The organism is Rhizobacter sp. Root1221, assembly GCF_001425785.1.
Lineage (GTDB): Bacteria > Pseudomonadota > Gammaproteobacteria > Burkholderiales > Burkholderiaceae_C > Rhizobacter.
Genome location: NZ_LMDI01000001.1, coordinates 1 through 16,827, shown reverse-complemented (window position 1 = coordinate 16,827; position 16,827 = coordinate 1). Strand labels below are relative to the sequence as shown.

The following is a 16,827-nucleotide window of genomic DNA, read 5'->3' as shown; positions in this document are numbered from 1 at the left end:
AAGGCTATACTGCGAGGCTCGATTCCTCAATAGCTCAGTTGGTAGAGCGCCGGACTGTTAATCCGTAGGTCCCTGGTTCGAGCCCAGGTTGAGGAGCCAGAATAAGCGTTAAGAATCAAGCCCTTGCAGCGATGCAAGGGCTTTTTCTTTGGTCGCTCGATACTCGAGTATGGAACGCTTTCGGAATGCGTTCCATATCCAGTGCTCCGCCGGCTACGGGAGCCTGGCGAACGCCGCGTGGACCGCATCAAGCAATGCGGTCGCGCGCACCGACATTGCCGCCAAGATGCTCGGCTGTGCATCAGCGTCATCGAGGGGGCCTATGAACGTGGCGATGGTTTTGCCTTCCATCGCACCCGGCCCGCACTCCACCGTGATCCCGCAACGTTGCACCTGGAACAGGCTGCGGTCGAGCAGATAGGCAATGGGGCAGACGTCGTGCAGCAACGGGTCGCGCGCTGCGTACGCTTGGAGCATCAACCCGGCCGCGCGCCCACATGCCGTATCGAGATTCGACAACGCGCCAATCCATTCGGCCGACATCACTGCTTGCTCGGTGACATCGAGCGGGAACAGAACAATCCGCGCACCAGCCTCCAAGACGATCTTCGCCGCGGTCGGATCGGCGTAGACATTGAACTCGGCCGCTGGCGTGATGTTGCCGCGGCGATGCAGTGCCCCGCCCATGATGAGCAGTTGCTTGAGCCGGCGCAGCACGCCCGGTGAGGTGCGCTCGGCCAAGGCCAGGTTGGTCAGCGGGCCGATGGCCGCGAGGGTCAGGCTGTGCTCGGGGTGCCTCGTCAACAGTTCGACGATGCGCAGCACAGCGCTACCGGGCTCGATGGCCATGGCCGGGCCGAGGTCGACACCACCGAGCCCGTCTTCACCATGGACCAGATTGCAGCGGGCTTGGTCGCGGTCGATCGGCAGCGCGGCACCGGCATACACCGGCACGCCGGCCATGCCGCTCAGGTCGAGAATCCGGCGGGCATTGCCGGCAGCGATCTCGACCGGGCGGTTGCCCGTCACGGTCGTGACCGCGACGATGTCGACGTCAGGGCTGCTGGCGGCCAGCATCAGGGCCAGCGCATCGTCGATGCCAGGGTCGCAGTCAATGATCAACTGGGTCATGGTCACTTGAAGAGGTGATGCGCGAACGTCCTGAGCCTTCGGCCAAGAATGCAACGGGGTTGAAGCGCCTGCGCGAGACGGTCGAACGCCGACCATGCAGAGCCTCTCTATCCAGTATGCCGGAATGCCAGGGATCCCAAGAAGGATCCTGCAAACTGACCCACGACCTGCCATAGCGATGGGGGCATGCTCATTCAATTCGCTTTGAAAGATCTCGCGGCAACTGCGAGGTCGACCGCAGCGGGAATGGCTGACGAAGGCAAGATGAGCCCGAGCCGGTCATCAAGGTGATGTACGGAACAACACCAGGACACGGTGCGGTTCCCCACGATCCGAACGACTTCGCCACGCGAGATCCACGAGGAAGGACACCGCCGGATCGGCGCTGGTTTCGATTCGGCGTCGCTTGCTCCACCCCCCAACTCGGCGGTGCCATCCCTCGAAGGCGTCACTACGATCTGCCCGTCGTTTGCCCGCGCCGGCCGTACTTGCGGACGTGCATGCGCTGAAGTCGCTTCGACCACCAGGCAGGGCATTCCAATGAAATCCACAAGCAACGACAGCACGGGCAATTGGCACGGCGCCACCCGCCGCATGGCGGTCGGCTGCTCGATCTGGCTCGGCGCGGTGGCCGGCTGCGGCGGGGGCGACGAAGGCAGCGAACAGCAGAGATCCCCGGCGCCATCCATGGCCACCGACCGTGCATCAGCGCTCGATGCGAGTACCTGGGTGACTGTGACCGCGCCGGCCGACCCCTTGCTTTCGAACCTGGACATCCCTGCCGATGCGCCCGCACGCGGCATGTGGTCGGGTGTGCAGAGCTGGCCCCTCAACGGTATCCACGCGACGGTGCTGCCCAGCGGCAAGCTGCTCACCTACGGCTCGACACCGGACGGCTGGTTCCAGGACGCACGCCACTTCGACCTGTGGAATCCGGCGCTGGGCTTCGCGCCCAAAGCCCACTTCACCAGTTGGGACGGCACCCGCCAGGATAGTTTCTGCTCGACGGCCACGTTCCTCACCGATGGCCGGCTGTTGATCACGGGCGGCAACGGCAAGGTCACCAGTTCCTTGTACACCCCGTCGAGCAACGCCACCGTCACGGCACCGGCGAACCTGGCCGACGAACGGTGGTACGCAACCATGATCACGTTGCCCGACGGCAGCCCGATCATCATGGGCGGCATGGTCCCGTTTCGCGAGGACATGCAGAAGTCCCCCGACGCCGCGGTGGCCCAGGGCTTGGCATCGATGACGCCTGAAGTGTATGAGAACGGCGCATGGCGCTCGCTGATCGGCGCCTACAGCCGCGATGCGTTCGGCCCCGATCATCTGCGCGCCTCATACCCGCGCGCCTGGGTGATGCCCTCCGGCCACGTCTTCGGCGTGTCGGCCGAGCGCATGTGGTCCCTTGATCCGGCCGGCAGCGGCACGGTCACCGTCCACGGTGCCTTCAAGACGGCGCCCGACAGCGAACTCGTCGACCCTCCCAACGTGGGCGCCACCAACACGGCGGTCATGTTCGACATCGGCAAGGTCCTGATCGCCGGAGGCCACGGCACCAACGTCGGCGACGGCTTGCGTGCGAGCAGGCAAGCCACCGTCATCGACATGAACAGCGGCAGCCCGTTGCTCATCGAACAACCCGCGATGACCTTTCCACGCCGCTTCCCCAACGCGGTCGTGCTGCCCGACGGCAAGGTGGTCATCACCGGCGGCAGCATGAAAGGCAACGAGAACGGCGCGAAGACCGTCTACGCCGCCGAAATCTGGGACCCGGCCACGGGCACCTGGGCCCTGGGCGCCGACGCCGCCATTTTTCGCGGGTACCACAGCTTCAGCGTGCTGCTGCCCAACGGTACGGTGCTGACGACCGGCGGCGGCAACCCCGGCCCGGTGACCAACCTGAACGCCGAGGTGTACTACCCGGCGCAGTTGTTCCGCACCGTCAATGGCGCCGCGCAACTCGCGCCGCGGCCCGTGATGCAGGGCATCAACGGCCTGAGCCAAGCCCATGGCGCGCAGATGCAGATCGACATGGCGAACGCCGCACCCGTCTCGAAGCTGGTGCTCATCGGCGTCAGCAGCGGAACCCACTCGTTCAACACGGGCCAACGGCGCATCCCCCTGGCCTTCACGCAAGACACCATCCGCTTGACAGCGACGATCCCGGGCGCCACCTTGGTGCCGCCGGGCTACTACCAGGTGGTGGCCATCGATGCGAACGGCGTGCCGTCGCGGGGCACCATCGTTGCCGTCGGCCAGGGCGTGAACCCGCCTCCGGCCCAGACCTCGCCTTACGCCCCGCCCGACCTCAGCGCCAAGATCAACGCCCCGGTCATTGCCCAAGGTGCCACGGCGTCGTACCCCTTCACCGCCGCCCCTGACACGCGCTACAGCTGGGAATTCGGCGATGGCACACCCGCCACGCCCTTCTCCACCACGGCGTCGACGAAGCATGCGTTCGCCCAACCGGGCCTGTACACGGTCACACTGACCGCGCGCACCACGGACGGCACGCTCTCGCGCCGCACGATCGTCCAGGCGGTGGCCACGCCGGCCACCGCACGCCGGCCGAACGCGTCCTCGAGCATGGCCCTGGAGACCCGCGCAGGCGCATCGGCGCGCCTGTGGGTGGCCAACCCGGACGGCAACTCGGTGGCCGTGATCGACATGGGCCTCCAGGCCCGCGTCGCGGAGATCGCGGTGGGCACCTCCCCGCGCAGCGTGGCGCTGGCCTCGGACGGCCGCGTCTGGGTGGTCAACAAGGGGGATGGGAGCATCAGCATCCTCAGCCCGACCACGCTCGCCGTGGTGCGGACCGTGCTGCTGCCGCGCGCCACGCAGCCACACGGGTTGGCCTTCGCGCCAGGCGGAGCAAGAGCCTTCGTCGCGCTCGAAGCCACCGGCCAGCTGCTCAAGCTCGATCCCACCAGCGGCGCGTCGCTGGGCGCAGTGGCCGTCGGCCCCCACTCGCGGCACGTGTCGGTGAGTGCCGACGGCGCCACGGTGCTCGTCTCCCGCTTCATCACGCCGCCGCTGCCAGGCGAATCCACAGCGACGATCGATGCGAGCACGGCCGGCGCGGAGGTCGTCGTCGTCGCCGCCGGTCCGATGACCCTGACGCGCACCGTCAGGCTTCGCCACAGCGACGCGGCCGACACCGAAATCCAGGGCGCGGGCATTCCCAACTACCTGGCCGCGGCAGTCATCGCGCCGGACGGCGGGAGCGCCTGGGTGCCGAGCAAGCAGGACAACATCCAACGCGGCACCCTGCGCAACGGGCAGAACCTGAATTTCCAGAACACGGTCCGCGCGATCAGCTCGCGCATCGACCTGACCACGCTGGCCGAGGACCAGGCACGCCGCATCGACCATGACAACGCGAGCGTCGCCAGCGCGGCCGTGTTCCATCCCAGCGGCGTGTACCTGTTCGTCGCGCTCGAGACGAGCCGGCAGGTCGCCGTGATCGACGCCTTCCGAGGCGGCCAATTGTTCCGGATCGAAGTGGGCCGCGCCCCCCAGGGCCTCAAGGTCTCACCGGACGGACGCACCCTGTACGTGCAGAACTTCATGGACCGCACCGTCAGCGTGATCGACCTCGGCCCGCTGGTGCAGAACGGTGAGCTGCGCACGTTGACGACGGCGACGGTCGACACCGTGCGCATCGACCGGCTGACAGCACAAGTCCTGCAGGGCAAGAAACTGTTCTACGACGCGCGGGACCCACGCCTGGCGCGTGACAGCTACATGAGCTGCGCAAGCTGCCACAACGACGCGGGCGGCGACGGCCGCGTGTGGGACATGACCGGCTTCGGCGAAGGCCTGCGCAACACCATCTCGCTCAAAGGCCGAGGCGGGATGAAACACGGCTTCCTGCATTGGAGCGCCAATTTCGACGAGGTGCAGGACTTCGAAGGCCAGATCCGCAGCCTGTCCGGCGGCACCGGGCTGATGACGGATGCCCACTTCAACCTGAGCCGTCCGCCACTGGGGACACGCAAGGCCGGCCGGAGCCTCGACCTCGATGCGCTGGCGGCCTACCTGGACGCGGAGGATGCCCCCTTCGCCTCCTCGCCGTACCGCGGGGCCGACGGCCTGCTGGCCGGTGATGCCGTCTTGGGCAAGGCGGTGTTCGAATCAGCCGGCTGTGCCAACTGCCATGGCGGCCCCTACTTCACCGTCAGCGCAGACGCGACGGCGCTCAAGAACATCGGCTCCCTCAAGACCACCAGTGGTGCACGGCTCGGTGCCATCCTGAACGGCATCGACGTGCCCACCTTGCGAGACGTGTGGTTCACCGCGCCCTACCTGCACGACGGCAGCGCCCCCAACCTGGCAGCCGCCATTCAGGCACACGCCGGCAACACCGTCGAAGGCGACCAGCTGCGCCAGCTCACCGCCTACGTGCGACAGATCGGCGGCGATGAGCCGGGTCAATGACTCATCGGCCATCGCTCCAAAGCGCATGGCAGGAGCACTGAGCATGATGATCACACGCCGTCATTGGATCGCCTCGCTGCTCCTGCCCGCCATGCCGGTGCCAGGCAAGACGCCGACGTTCGCGTCGAACTTCGAAGGCGCCATGCTGCAGGACCAGGAGGGCCGACCGTTCCGGCTCGCCGCTTTGGCGGGCAAGTCGATCCTCTACAACTTCGTCTACACCGGGTGCTCGACCGTGTGCCCGATGCAGACACGCGTGCTCGCTGAAGTGCAGCAAGGTCTGGCGGCCAAGGTGCGCGACCAGGTCCACTTCGTGTCCGTGTCACTGGACCCCCGGAACGATTCCCCGATGGTGCTGAAGGCGTTCGCCCTGCGCATGGGCGCCGACCTGGCGCACTGGAGCTTCGTGACCGGCCGCCCGTCCGACATCGAACGCGTGGCCGATCAACTGCGCCTGTTCAAGGCCACGCCCGAAGCACGCCGGCCGGACGACCATGCCACCAGCCTGTGGTTGGCGGACCGCGAGGGCCGCCTCATCCAACGCTACCCGGGCAACCCGCCCGACCCAGCCCGGCTCGTCTCCGAACTGACCCAGCTCCAAACCTTGGCGCTGCCTCGATAGAAGCCAGCGTCCATTTTTTTGGTACGCTCAGATGTGCTCATGCACAAGGCGATGGCGGTGCCCGAGTACGTCGGCGATGGCCGTGGCCAGCCGTCCCGTGATGGACCAGTTGTTGAAGCCGAACCCGAGGTTGCCGAAGCCCCACTCAAGCTCAAGGAAGTGCCACGCCGTGATGGGGCTGCCGTTGTTGCACGCGGGGCAGGTCAAGATGTAGTCCGGCTTCGCCTCAAACCAAGCCCCGACGGCGTCGCTCCATGGCAGCGCGTCGGGTTCATGTTGCGCCGAACACTTCGGGCAGCGAAAGCCTTGCAGGCCGTTGTCGCCGGTGTGGAACACCTTCCGCTCGCACCAAACCTCCAAGCCGCACTGGTCCACCTGCCGAATGACCTGCACCGACCACTGCTCGGCGCATGGGCCAGGTTCGTAGAGCGGGACCCGCTGCCACATGCTCTCCCGCGTCGAGCGCAGGATGATGCCCTCCGACACCAGCCAATCGACCACCTTGGCCGCCAAGCCGCCGGCTTCCTCAAGGGGAGTCTCGACGTCCACCACCCAATCGATCGCATCGCTCAATCTCATCTCCAACAGCCAAATGGGGCTACACGGTAACGCGCCATGCCGGCGACGTTCATCTCACGCCCCCAGGGACACAGAACGGCCACATCGAGCCTGGTCCTCAACCAGAGGCACCAGTCCGCGGGGGCGCCGGGGATGACAAGCAGGCGTCCTGATGCCTGTCCCGCGGAGGTGACCTTGCCGGTGTGGCCCCCCACGCTGGCCGGAGATCACAAAAACAGGTGAAAGAAAACACTTCAGGATCGCCGCTTGAGACCCGATACAGAGGTTACCCCTCGGCCGGTTTCACCCTCACCCAGCAGTCCACATGCGCCTCTCCTCTGTATTCACCGGTGGGTCGGCTTCGCTGACCCGTCGCTTCACCCTCAGCTTTGCCGCCATCCTGGCGCTCTTGTTGCTGGTCGCGGTCACGAGCCAGTCGATGCTGTCGGCACTGTCCGGCCGCATGCGCGACATCGTCGAGGTCAACAACCACAAGATGGCATTGGCCAACCAGATCATCGGCCAGGTCAACGAGATGGCCATCACGCTGCGCACGCTGACGCTGCTGACCGACGTCAAGGAGGTCGACGACCAGGTGGCGTCGCTCAAGAAGTCGCAGCAGGCCTATCTGGCTTCCGAGAAGGATCTGGCCGAGGCACTGGCAGGCGATGGGCCCGAGCGCGAACTGCTGGGCCGCCTGCAAGCGGTGCGTGAGAAGACGTTGCCGCTGATCGACAAGGCCGCCCAGCTGGGCTCCGACGGGGCGACGCCGGAAGCCACGCTCGTGCTGATGAAGGAGGTGCGGCCCGTCGAGCAGCAGTGGCGAGCCCTCGCCGCCGAGCTGGCCGCCGGCCAGTCGACCGAAAACGTCGCCGCCTACACGAGCGCCCGCCACGACGCGAAGATCGCGACCCTCGCGCTGGCCGGCGTCAGCCTGTTCTCCCTGCTGGTGGGCACGATCCTGGCGATGCGGCTGAGCCGCAGCGTCGTGCACCCCGTGAACGACACCATCGCGATCGCCGAGCGCATCGCCGCCGGGGACCTGTCCGGCACCATCCAGACCCGCCGCCGCGACGAACTGGGCCGCCTGCTGCTGGCCGTGGCGGCAATGCAGGACCGGCTGCGCACGCTGGTGGGCGACATCCGCCACACCGCCGAATCCATTTCCACCGCGTCGACCGAGATCGCGTCCGGCAACCAGGACCTGAGCCAGCGCACCGAATTGCAGGCCGCCAGCCTGCAGAAGACCGCGTCCAACGTGGCGCAACTGACGGGCACAGTGCGCCAGAACGCCGAATCGGCCCGCCACGCGGACGAACTCGCCGGGTCGGCCTCGGACCTCGCTACGCGCGGGGGCGCGGTCGTCGAACAGGTGGTCTCCACCATGACGGACATCTCCGCCAGCTCACGCCGCATCGGCGACATCATCGGCGTGATCGACGGCATCGCCTTTCAGACCAACATCCTCGCGCTCAACGCTGCGGTGGAGGCCGCCCGCGCAGGCGAGCAGGGCCGCGGCTTCGCGGTGGTGGCGAGCGAAGTGCGCAGCCTCGCCCAGCGCAGCGCCGATGCCGCCCGCGAGATCAAGGCGCTGATCGGCGCCTCCACCGAGCGGGTGGCATCCGGCACGCGCCTGGTGGCCGATGCCGGCCAGACGATGCAGGAAGTCGTCGCGTCGATCCGGCGTGTCTCCGGCCTGATGAGCGAGGTCAATGCCTCCAGCCGCGACCAGAGCGTGGCCGTCGATCAGGTCGGCGGCGAAGTGACCCAGCTCGACCAGATGACGCAGCAGAACGCCGCGCTGGTGGAGCAAAGCGCGGCCGCCACCGAAAGCTTGCGAGACCAGGCGTCCCGCCTGGCGACCGCGGTGCGCGCGTTCCGCCTCGACGCCGGCCACCCGACGCCCTGACTGGGTGAGGCAGGCAAGGCATCGCGACCGGGAACGAGGTGGATCGATCAGCCTCGTGCCCACCCACAGTTGAACCGCTGCGGCGTACCGGGTCCAGGGCGCCAACAGGCCTCCGCCTGGCGTCCTTATGCCACCCGCAGCGCCAGGGGCATGGGCCCGGGTGCCGTTGAAGATGCTCAACGTCTCAACCACTCGCCGGCCCCCATGCACCCCGTCCTCGCCAAGACCTTCGGCGGCTTGTCGCCCGCCAGCTACGTGCGGCACTTTCTCTTCGGCCTGCTCTTTCCCGGCCTGTTGTACATGGCCTCCGGCAGCCGCACCTTCCCACCGGCCGTGTGGGCGTTCGCCCTCGCCTGCTCGGTGCTGTACCCGTACGCACGCTTCGCATATGAAGGTGTGGTCGGCTACGTCGTTGGGCGCAACGCGTTCTTGACCAGCGCCACGGTGCTGCTGTTCACGAAGTTCGTCACCATGGGCGGCTGCTGGCTCTTCGCGCCCGTGATCGCGCCGCTGGGCCTCGCCTGGTTGTACTGGCACCACCGCGACGCCAACCGTTGAATACGTCACACACCGCATCGCCCCGGCAGGCAAACAGGACAGCACGCGGCACCGGTGTGTCAGGATGCGGACCCTCGTCACCTCCACCTCGGGCCGTTCATGATCGTTCCCGCCTACTGGGCAGAAAGCCGCAGCCAGCACCGTGAGAAGAACCGCCAGATCACCGTGCGCCGTTGGGGTTGGTCCGACACCGGCCAGGTCGAAGCCCAGGCACACGCCGACGAACGGGTTCGAGATGCGCTGGCCCGGCTGATCGCCGGTGAAGCGCTGCCACGGCGCGAACCGAAAAAGGCGTACAACGGCGCGCACGGCGTGCCCATCCGCGAAGAGATCGTGGAACGGCATGGCACGTCGGTGATCACGCGGAATGCCTATGGCGCGCGCTGCCTGAACACCCCCGACGTGCTGTTCGCCGACATCGACTTCGACACCGCCTCACCCGCCGGCACCGGTTGGGCGTGGATGCTGCTCGTGGCCGCGGCCGTGGGCGCGTGGTGGCTCATCGAATCCACGGTGCTGGGCGCGGTGGCCGCCGCCGTGCTGGCCGGCTTGGCCTTCGCGGCACGCCGTCGGGCCGCGCACCGCACGGCCGCCAGCCCGCAGCCCGAGGCACTCGCCCGCGAACGCATCGCCACCTTCATGGCGGCGCACCCGCTGTGGAAGCTGGCCGTGTACCGCACGCCAGCCGGCCTGCGCGCCATTGCGCTGCACCAGCGCTTCAAACCGGACGACGCCGCCGTGGCGTCCTTCTTCGACGCGGTGAAGGTGGACCCCACCTACCGAGTCATGTGCCTGAACCAGCATTGTTTCCGCGCCCGCGTGAGCGCCAAGCCCTGGCGCATCGGCATCGAGCGGCACCTGCGCCCTCGCCCCGGCGTGTGGCCCGTCTCCGGGGAACACCTGCCAGCCCGGCAGGCCTGGGTGGCGGCCTACGAGGCCGAGGCCGGCGCCCACGCGGCATGCCGTTGGCTGGAAACCTTGGGACAGGGGGCCATCGACCTGGACGCGAAGGCGGTGCAGGAACTGCACGACCAACTCAGCGGCGCTACCAGCGAACGCCCCATCGCCTGAGCGCCAGGGTGGCACAACGGCCTCAGGGGCCGCCGCGCCGAGGGTTCAACGGGACACGGCGGGCGCCGAGGTCGACGCCACCACCGCCGGATTGGCGGCGCCCCCCCGCACGGGTTGCGCGGTGGATTCGACCGTGACCATCACGGCCAGGGCCCAGAGCGCGAGCATCGCGGCGCTCATGGCAATTTCAACGAACGTTTTCATGACACGGACTGTAGGGACGATTGCCCTCGGGATAAATCCGTCCTGGCGGAACACGTTGTTCCGTCTTTGACAACAAAGCCGTGTTCCGGCCTCTTCTCAGCCTCTCAGCCTCTCAGTCGACCGCTTCGGCCCGCGGGCGGACAGCCGGCAGCCCGGCCACCGGGGCGGGCCGATCGGGCAATGTGCTCTTGCGCTGCAACAGGTCGTGTGCGCTGAACAGTTCCACCACCCAATCCACGAACACCCGCACCTTGGCGCTCAGATGGCGGTTGGGCGGGTACACGACGTGAATCGGGATCAACGGGGCATCCCACTCAGGCAGCACCAGCACCAGCGCCCCACTGCCGATCTGGGCCTGCACGAGGATCGATGGCGCGCACACGATGCCCAGCCCGGCCGCCGCCGCCGCCACGCTCGCATTGGTGTCGTTCACGGCGATGATGCGGTGCCCTTCGGCGTCCACCGTCTCGTGGTCCTTCGCGAGGCGGAACGGCAGCAGGCGGCCGGTGGGCTGCACCGAGTGGCGGATCAGCGTGTGGGTGGCCTCAAGGTCCTTCGGGTGGCTGGGCACGCCGTGGACCTGCAGGTAGCCGGGGCTGGCGCAGGTCACCATGTGCACGTCGCCCACGCGGCGGGCAATCAGCGACTGGTCGCGCAACTCGCCGCCCCGCACCACGCAGTCCACGTTGTCACCGATCAGGTCCACCGGCCGGTCACCGATGCCGATCTCGAGGTCGATGTCGGGGTATCTGGCGCGGAACGAGCCCAGCGCCGGGACGATGACACCGATACCCAGCGCACCCGGCATGTCGATCTTCAGCCGCCCCTTGGGCGCGCTGCGGGAGGCCACCACGCTCGATTCGAGTTCATCGAGTTCGCCCAGCAGGCGGCTGGCGCGGTCGTAGTAGGCCGCACCTTCGGACGTGACACTGACCCGCCGCGTGGTGCGGTTCAGCAGCTTGACCGACAGGTGCTCTTCCAGTGACTGGATCAGCCGGGTCACGGTGGGCTTGGGCAGCTGCATCGACTCCGCGGCCTTCACGAACGTGCCCGATTCGACCACCCGAAGGAAGGCCTGCATCGCCTGAAACTTGTCCATCACCCCTCTCCTCGCCCTTCGGTTCCAGCGGATTATTGCGGTGATGGAATACAGCATGAGCGGGAAGGCCCTTTCCCGCACCGCCAGCACGCGGTATCTTCCATCCAACGCACTGATATTTGCCGCAGGACACCGCATGACAGAACCCGCGCTTTCGACCACCGCCCAAGGCACCCTCCCGATCCAGTCCCCTTCGGACAGCATCGAGGTGTTTGCCGGCCGGCCCACGGCCGTGCGCCTGTATGGCCCCACGGACCGCAAGCTGGCCAGGCCGCTGGTGCTGCACTTCCACGGCGGCACGTTCACCAACGGCTCGCTCGACGACGGCGGGGCCGTGGCCCGGCTGCTTGCCGCGGCCGGGGCCTTCGTGACCTCCATCGACTACCCGCTGGCACCCGCCCACCCGTTTCCCGAGGCCATCGAGATTGGTTATGCCGCCCTCGACTGGCTGAAGGGCCAGCGGGGCCGCCGCCATGGCGCCGACACCCCGCTGTTCGTGGCCGGGGAGGAAGCCGGGGGCAACCTGGCCGCCGCCGTGGCCATGATGGCCCGCGATCGCGACCCCGAGGCGGTGCAGGGCCAGGTGCTGGTGGCGCCCGTGCTCGACCCGTGCATGGCGTCGGCCTCGTTGCGCGACGCATCCATCGGCGTGGGCGGCTGCCCGCTGGCCTGCGGCTGGCAGCAGTACCTGTCGTGCCCCGCCGACATCAGCCACCCGTATGCCGCACCGGCGGCCGCCGTGCGCCTGGCTGGCATGCCGCCGGCGCTGCTGGTGTCGTTCATCGGCAGCCCGCTGCACGACGACGCACGCCGCTACGCCGCCCGGCTGACCGGCGCCGGCGTGCAGGCCGACGAACTGGAGGTGGCGGCCGACCCGCGCCGCAACGGCGGCGCGTGGCCCGACACGCTGCAGTCGCAGGTGCGCCAGTTCCTGGCGGCACCCGTCACGCAGGCCGTCACAACTCGGTGACGAACTTGGTGGTGAGGTAACCGTCGAAGGTTTCCGTCCCGCCTTCGCTGCCGATGCCGCTGTCCTTGATGCCGCCGAACGGCGTCTCGGACAAGGCAATGCCGAAATGGTTGATGCTGACCATGCCGGCCTCCAGCCCGCTGGCCACGGCCTTGGCCGTCTTCAGCGAGTTGGTGAACGCAAACGACGCCAGCCCGAACGGCAGGCTGTTGGCACGGCGCAGGCCTTCGTCCAGGTCCTTGAAGCGCACCACCGGCGCGATGGGGCCGAAGGGCTCTTCGGTCATCAGCATGGAATCGTCGCCGAGCTCGGTGACCACGGTGGGTGCGAAGAAGCTGCCCACGGTGCCGATGCGTTCACCCCCGGTGAGCACCTTGGCGCCCCGGCGGTTGGCGTCGTCCACGAACGATTGCATCGCGGTGACGCGGCGGTCGTGGGCAAGCGGGCCCATCTGCGTGCCGTCGGCCAGGCCGTCGCCCACCTTGACCCCCTTGATCACGTCGAGGAACTTCGCGAGGAAACGGTCATAGGCCTTCTCCTGAACGAAAAACCGCGTGGGCGACACGCACACCTGGCCCGCATTGCGCAGCTTCGTGCGGGCGAGCATCTCGGCGGCCGGTTCGATGTCGGCATCGTCGAACACCAGCACCGGCGAATGGCCGCCCAGTTCCATCGTGACCCGTTTCATGTGCAGGCCGGCGAGCGACGACAGGTGCTTGCCCACCGCCACCGAACCCGTGAACGAGATCTTGCGCACGATGGGCGATTCGATCAGGTACGTGGAGACTTCAGACGGCACACCCCACACGATGTTCAGCACACCCGGAGGCAAGCCCGCATCCTGGAACAGCTGAGCCAGCGCCACCACTGCGCTGGGGGAATCTTCCGGGCCCTTGAGGATGAGCGTGCAACCTGCGCCGATGGCCGCCACCATCTTGCGGATGGCCTGGTTGAACGGGAAGTTCCACGGCGTGAACGCGGCGCACACACCCACCGGCTCGCGCAGCACGAGCTGGCGCACGTTCGCCTGGCGCGGCGGGATCACGCGGCCATAGATGCGGCGCGCTTCTTCCGCGTGCCATTCGGCATGCTCGGCGCACGAGCGCACCTCGGCCAGGGCTTCGCCCAGCGGCTTGCCCTGGTCGAGCGTGATGTTGCGGGCGATGGCCTCGGCGCGCTCGCGACAGAGCGCGGCCACCTTGCGCAAGATGTTGGAACGCTCGGTTGGCGACGACTTGCGCCAGGTTTCGAAGGCCTTCTGCGCGGACGCGAGGGCGAGGTCGAGGTCGGCCTTTGACGCATGCGGCAACGAACCGATCACCTGCTGGGTGGCGGGGTTGAACACGTCCTGGGTCTTGCGGCCCTCACCCGAGAGAAACTTGCCGTTGATGTAGAGAGACAGCGGGGGATACGACATGGCGGCTCCGGGGACAGGGACGGGGGGAATGGGAGGGCGGAATCGTGGATTCTGACCCATTCCGCACCGCGGTGCCGGACACCCGTTTTTCATTCCGAAATAGCGAAGGGCCACCGAGGTGGCCCTTGCTGATCCGGGGTCCGCACGCAGTGCGGCAACGGGTTTCGGCGTCGGGTACGGGTTCCGAGTTCTGCCCAGTGATGCAGCCGGTTTGTCGCCTTGAAGGTTCCCAGTGTACGGAGAACTGCCTGCCGCCGAATCCCCGAAATGACGGGGTTTCGCCCTCCATTTCGCAGGGGCCCCACCCCAACTCGCATGACAATCGGTCTCCACCTCTTTCGCCGCCCCAGCCCGTGACCGGTCCCCGCTTCACCCCCGACACCCTCCGGCCCACCGCCGAGCAGGTCGCCATCCAGACCGCCACCGACAAATACATCGTCGTGGAGGCCAACGCCGGCGCAGCCAAGACCACCACGCTGGCGTTGCGCATGGCGGAATCCGCGCAATGGGGCATCCCGCCCGAAAAGATCATCGCCCTCACCTACACCGAGCCGGCCTGCGATGCCTTGCGGGCCGCATTGAAGAAGCTGGGCGTGCCGCATGACACCGCACGGCGCTTTCGCATCGGCACGTTCGAGCAGTTCGCCACCAGTGTGTTGAAGCGCATCGAGGGGGGTGCACCGGACATGCTGCTCACGCCGCAGGCCTTGCGGCCCCACGTGCTGGCCGCCTTGCAGCACGTGGAAGACAACCCCGAGGAACGCCACCCCGACCACCTGCTGTTCCCCGCCGCGGGCGACGCGATGATCGAGGAATTCCTGCAGCAGTCGCTGCACCTGAAGGGCACCCTGCAGCTCGACGTCGAACTCGAGGAAGGTGGCATCACACCCGATTCGGCCGACGCCCTCGGCCGCAACTACGCGCTGCTGAAGGCCTTCCGCGTGTACGAACGCCAGCGCTGCCGGGGGTCGGTCGACCACCCGCTCTTCCGCGGCCCCGGCGACGCCACCTACGACCTGGCCCAGCTGATCTGGTCCGGCAACCTCGAGCGCAATGCCCCCGGCTGGCCCGTCGGCATCCGCACGCTGGTGCTCGACGAAATGCACGACATGAACCAGGCCATGTACGTCATCCTCGACCGCATCCTCGACACCAACCGCGAGGCATTCTTCTGCGGCGCGGGCGACCGCGACCAGGTGATCCACAAGGTGGCCGGTGCCGATGCCCGATTCATGGGCACCGCCCTCGAAGATGCGGGCCGCCGCAAGGTACGCCGCTGCCCGCTCACGGCCTCGTACCGTTTCGGGCGGCGCCTGGCGCAGGGGGCGTCGCGCCTGGCCGGCAAGCCATATGCCTCCAACGCCGAGGCCGACACCGCCGTGGCGGTGGTGCCCTACGACCGGGCCGGCCTGTGCGAGGAAACCATCGTGGCCGCCGCCCAGGCGTGGCGCGCGGAAAACCGGCGCCACAGGATGGCACAGTTCGCGGTGCTGCTGCGGCACGGGTACCAGTCGGTGGCGCTCGAGAACGCCCTGCTGAACGCCGGCCTGCCCTACATCACCGCCGGTTTCGACAGCTACCTGATGCGCCCGGAAGTGCTGCTGGTGCGCGGGCTGCTGGCCGTGGCCACGGGCGACTTCTCCAGCATCGATGACCCCGACACCCGGCGCCGCATCGTCGAGGCCTTCGTGTTCTTCGGCGACGTGACCATCACCGTGCGCGACCACGAGCAGGAAGACGCCCCCGCGCTGATGGCCCGCGCCGTGCGCGCCGTCACCGACGACCCGTCCATCCTGCCCATGTTCTTCGAGAACCAGGTGCTTCGCAACGCGGCGCCGGAAGTCCGCCGGCGGCTCGAGGCCGCCGTGGCCGTGGCCCGCGGCCACACCGGCCCGGGGGTGCTGCCAGCACTGCTGCAGGCGCTGCAACCTCGCGAACTGGCAGCGCGCGTGCTCGTGGGCGTGGGCCCGCTGCGCGCCGTGGAAGCCAATCTCGCGGGCCTGCTGCGCTCGGCCGAAGGACATGCGTCGGCTGCCGCATTTTTCCAGAGCCTGAACCAGGCCGAACGGCTGCAGCGCGAACGCCGCCAGGCCGATTGCCTCGTGATTGCCCAGGTCGAAGCCACGAAGGGCCTCGAATTCGAACACGTGCTGATCCCCCACCTGCGGCAAGACACCTTCCCCGACCGCGACACCCCGTTCGACGAGGAACGCAACCTGTTCTACGTGGCCATCACCCGCGCCCGTGAACGCCTGACACTGCTGGTGCATGCACAAGCGCCCAGCCGCTTCGTCGCCGACACGGGGTGGAAAGTGCCGGCAGCGGCGCAGTGACGAATGGGCCGGAGTGTTGCGCCATGCGTCCCAGGCGTGTCGGCGAAGGCCCACTGCTGTCCGGGGGAAAAACAACCTGTCGCCCCGGCGCAGGCCGGGGTCTCCACCGGTGCCGAGCATCCGGGCGGTCCTGGTTGTCTGGCTTGGGGGATCGCTGGGCCGCTGTCGTCGGGGTCTTGACGGAGGCGCTGAACAGGAGCCTCTTCCGCTGACAGGTGGGGATCCAAGGCTGCGCCCACTGCTGCCCGGGGAAATTCAACCTGAATGGCAGCGTTGCCAGCAGGCATCGGGGAGATTGCCTCAGCGACCGCGAAACGACTCAACTCTCGAACTGAGCACCGACGCTGTGGCGCGAGATGCGCAAGGCCAGACAAGTGCCAGGGCCGGCGTGCTTGGACAGGGTGCAGACCCCGGCCTGCGCCAATGGGATGGACGCCCCACCCCTAACGGCATCGATGTGCCAAAGTGGAAGTGTCTAAGCAACCACTGACGAAAGCGAGGCGTCCACCATG

At 67.8% G+C, this 16,827-nt stretch carries 12 protein-coding genes and 1 tRNA gene; 8 read left to right on the top strand and 5 right to left on the bottom strand.

Going from position 1 to position 16,827, the window contains the following annotated elements; genetic code table 11:
- The first annotated feature begins 23 nt into the window (after window positions 1-23).
- Window positions 24-99 (top strand) — tRNA-Asn (locus ASC87_RS00060).
- A gap of 114 nt (window positions 100-213) precedes the next feature.
- On the opposite strand, the gene ASC87_RS00055 is transcribed toward ASC87_RS00060, so the two are convergent.
- Window positions 214-1,131 (bottom strand): nucleoside hydrolase, encoded by a 918-nt coding sequence (locus ASC87_RS00055; RefSeq protein WP_056654813.1) that lies wholly within the window; start codon window positions 1,129-1,131, stop codon window positions 214-216.
- Window positions 1,132-1,671: 540 nt separating this feature from the next.
- On the opposite strand from ASC87_RS00055, the gene ASC87_RS00050 reads away from it, so the two are divergent.
- Entirely contained in the window at window positions 1,672-5,574 is a 3,903-nt protein-coding gene (locus ASC87_RS00050; RefSeq protein ID WP_056654811.1) for a galactose oxidase-like domain-containing protein, read from the top strand.
- A gap of 43 nt (window positions 5,575-5,617) precedes the next feature.
- On the top strand, window positions 5,618-6,196 hold the full coding sequence (locus tag ASC87_RS00045) for an SCO family protein (protein WP_056654808.1): 579 nt from the start codon (window positions 5,618-5,620) through the stop codon (window positions 6,194-6,196).
- A 27-nt stretch (window positions 6,197-6,223) separates the two neighbouring features.
- Here ASC87_RS00045 and ASC87_RS00040 read toward each other — a convergent pair whose 3' ends face one another.
- Window positions 6,224-6,769 (bottom strand): hypothetical protein, encoded by a 546-nt coding sequence (locus ASC87_RS00040; RefSeq protein ID WP_056654807.1) that lies wholly within the window; start codon window positions 6,767-6,769, stop codon window positions 6,224-6,226.
- 310 nt (window positions 6,770-7,079) lie between these two features.
- Between ASC87_RS00040 and ASC87_RS33570 the strand changes: the two genes are divergently transcribed.
- The 3 genes from ASC87_RS33570 (at window position 7,080) to ASC87_RS00025 (ending at window position 10,292) form a co-directional block, all read left to right on the top strand.
- Window positions 7,080-8,663: a methyl-accepting chemotaxis protein gene (locus tag ASC87_RS33570; RefSeq protein ID WP_056654805.1), complete on the top strand. Its 1,584-nt coding sequence runs from the start codon at window positions 7,080-7,082 to the stop codon at window positions 8,661-8,663.
- Window positions 8,664-8,867: 204 nt separating this feature from the next.
- The gene (locus ASC87_RS00030) at window positions 8,868-9,221 is read left to right on the top strand and encodes a hypothetical protein (protein ID WP_056654802.1); all 354 of its coding nucleotides are present in this window, start codon (window positions 8,868-8,870) and stop codon (window positions 9,219-9,221) included.
- Window positions 9,222-9,320: 99 nt separating this feature from the next.
- Window positions 9,321-10,292, top strand: a complete 972-nt coding sequence (locus ASC87_RS00025; protein ID WP_056654800.1) for a hypothetical protein — start codon at window positions 9,321-9,323, stop codon at window positions 10,290-10,292.
- A gap of 45 nt (window positions 10,293-10,337) precedes the next feature.
- Here the strand turns inward: ASC87_RS00025 and ASC87_RS31420 are convergent, their stop codons facing one another.
- Entirely contained in the window at window positions 10,338-10,496 is a 159-nt protein-coding gene (locus tag ASC87_RS31420; RefSeq protein ID WP_157603749.1) for a hypothetical protein, read from the bottom strand.
- A 112-nt stretch (window positions 10,497-10,608) separates the two neighbouring features.
- A complete protein-coding gene (locus ASC87_RS00020; RefSeq protein WP_056654798.1) occupies window positions 10,609-11,595 on the bottom strand; it encodes a LysR family transcriptional regulator in 987 nt (328 codons plus the stop codon).
- Between the two features lie 136 nt (window positions 11,596-11,731).
- On the opposite strand from ASC87_RS00020, the gene ASC87_RS00015 reads away from it, so the two are divergent.
- Window positions 11,732-12,565 carry an alpha/beta hydrolase gene (locus ASC87_RS00015; protein WP_056654795.1) on the top strand — a complete coding sequence of 278 codons (834 nt, stop codon included), beginning with the start codon at window positions 11,732-11,734 and terminating at the stop codon, window positions 12,563-12,565.
- On the opposite strand, the gene ASC87_RS00010 is transcribed toward ASC87_RS00015, so the two are convergent.
- The gene (locus ASC87_RS00010; protein WP_056654793.1) at window positions 12,552-13,982 is read right to left on the bottom strand and encodes an NAD-dependent succinate-semialdehyde dehydrogenase; all 1,431 of its coding nucleotides are present in this window, start codon (window positions 13,980-13,982) and stop codon (window positions 12,552-12,554) included. The two genes, ASC87_RS00015 and ASC87_RS00010, sit on opposite strands and share 14 nt — an antisense overlap.
- Before the next feature lie 353 nt (window positions 13,983-14,335).
- Between ASC87_RS00010 and ASC87_RS00005 the strand changes: the two genes are divergently transcribed.
- Entirely contained in the window at window positions 14,336-16,315 is a 1,980-nt protein-coding gene (locus ASC87_RS00005; RefSeq protein ID WP_056654791.1) for a 3'-5' exonuclease, read from the top strand.
- The last annotated feature ends 512 nt before the right edge of the window (window positions 16,316-16,827 follow it).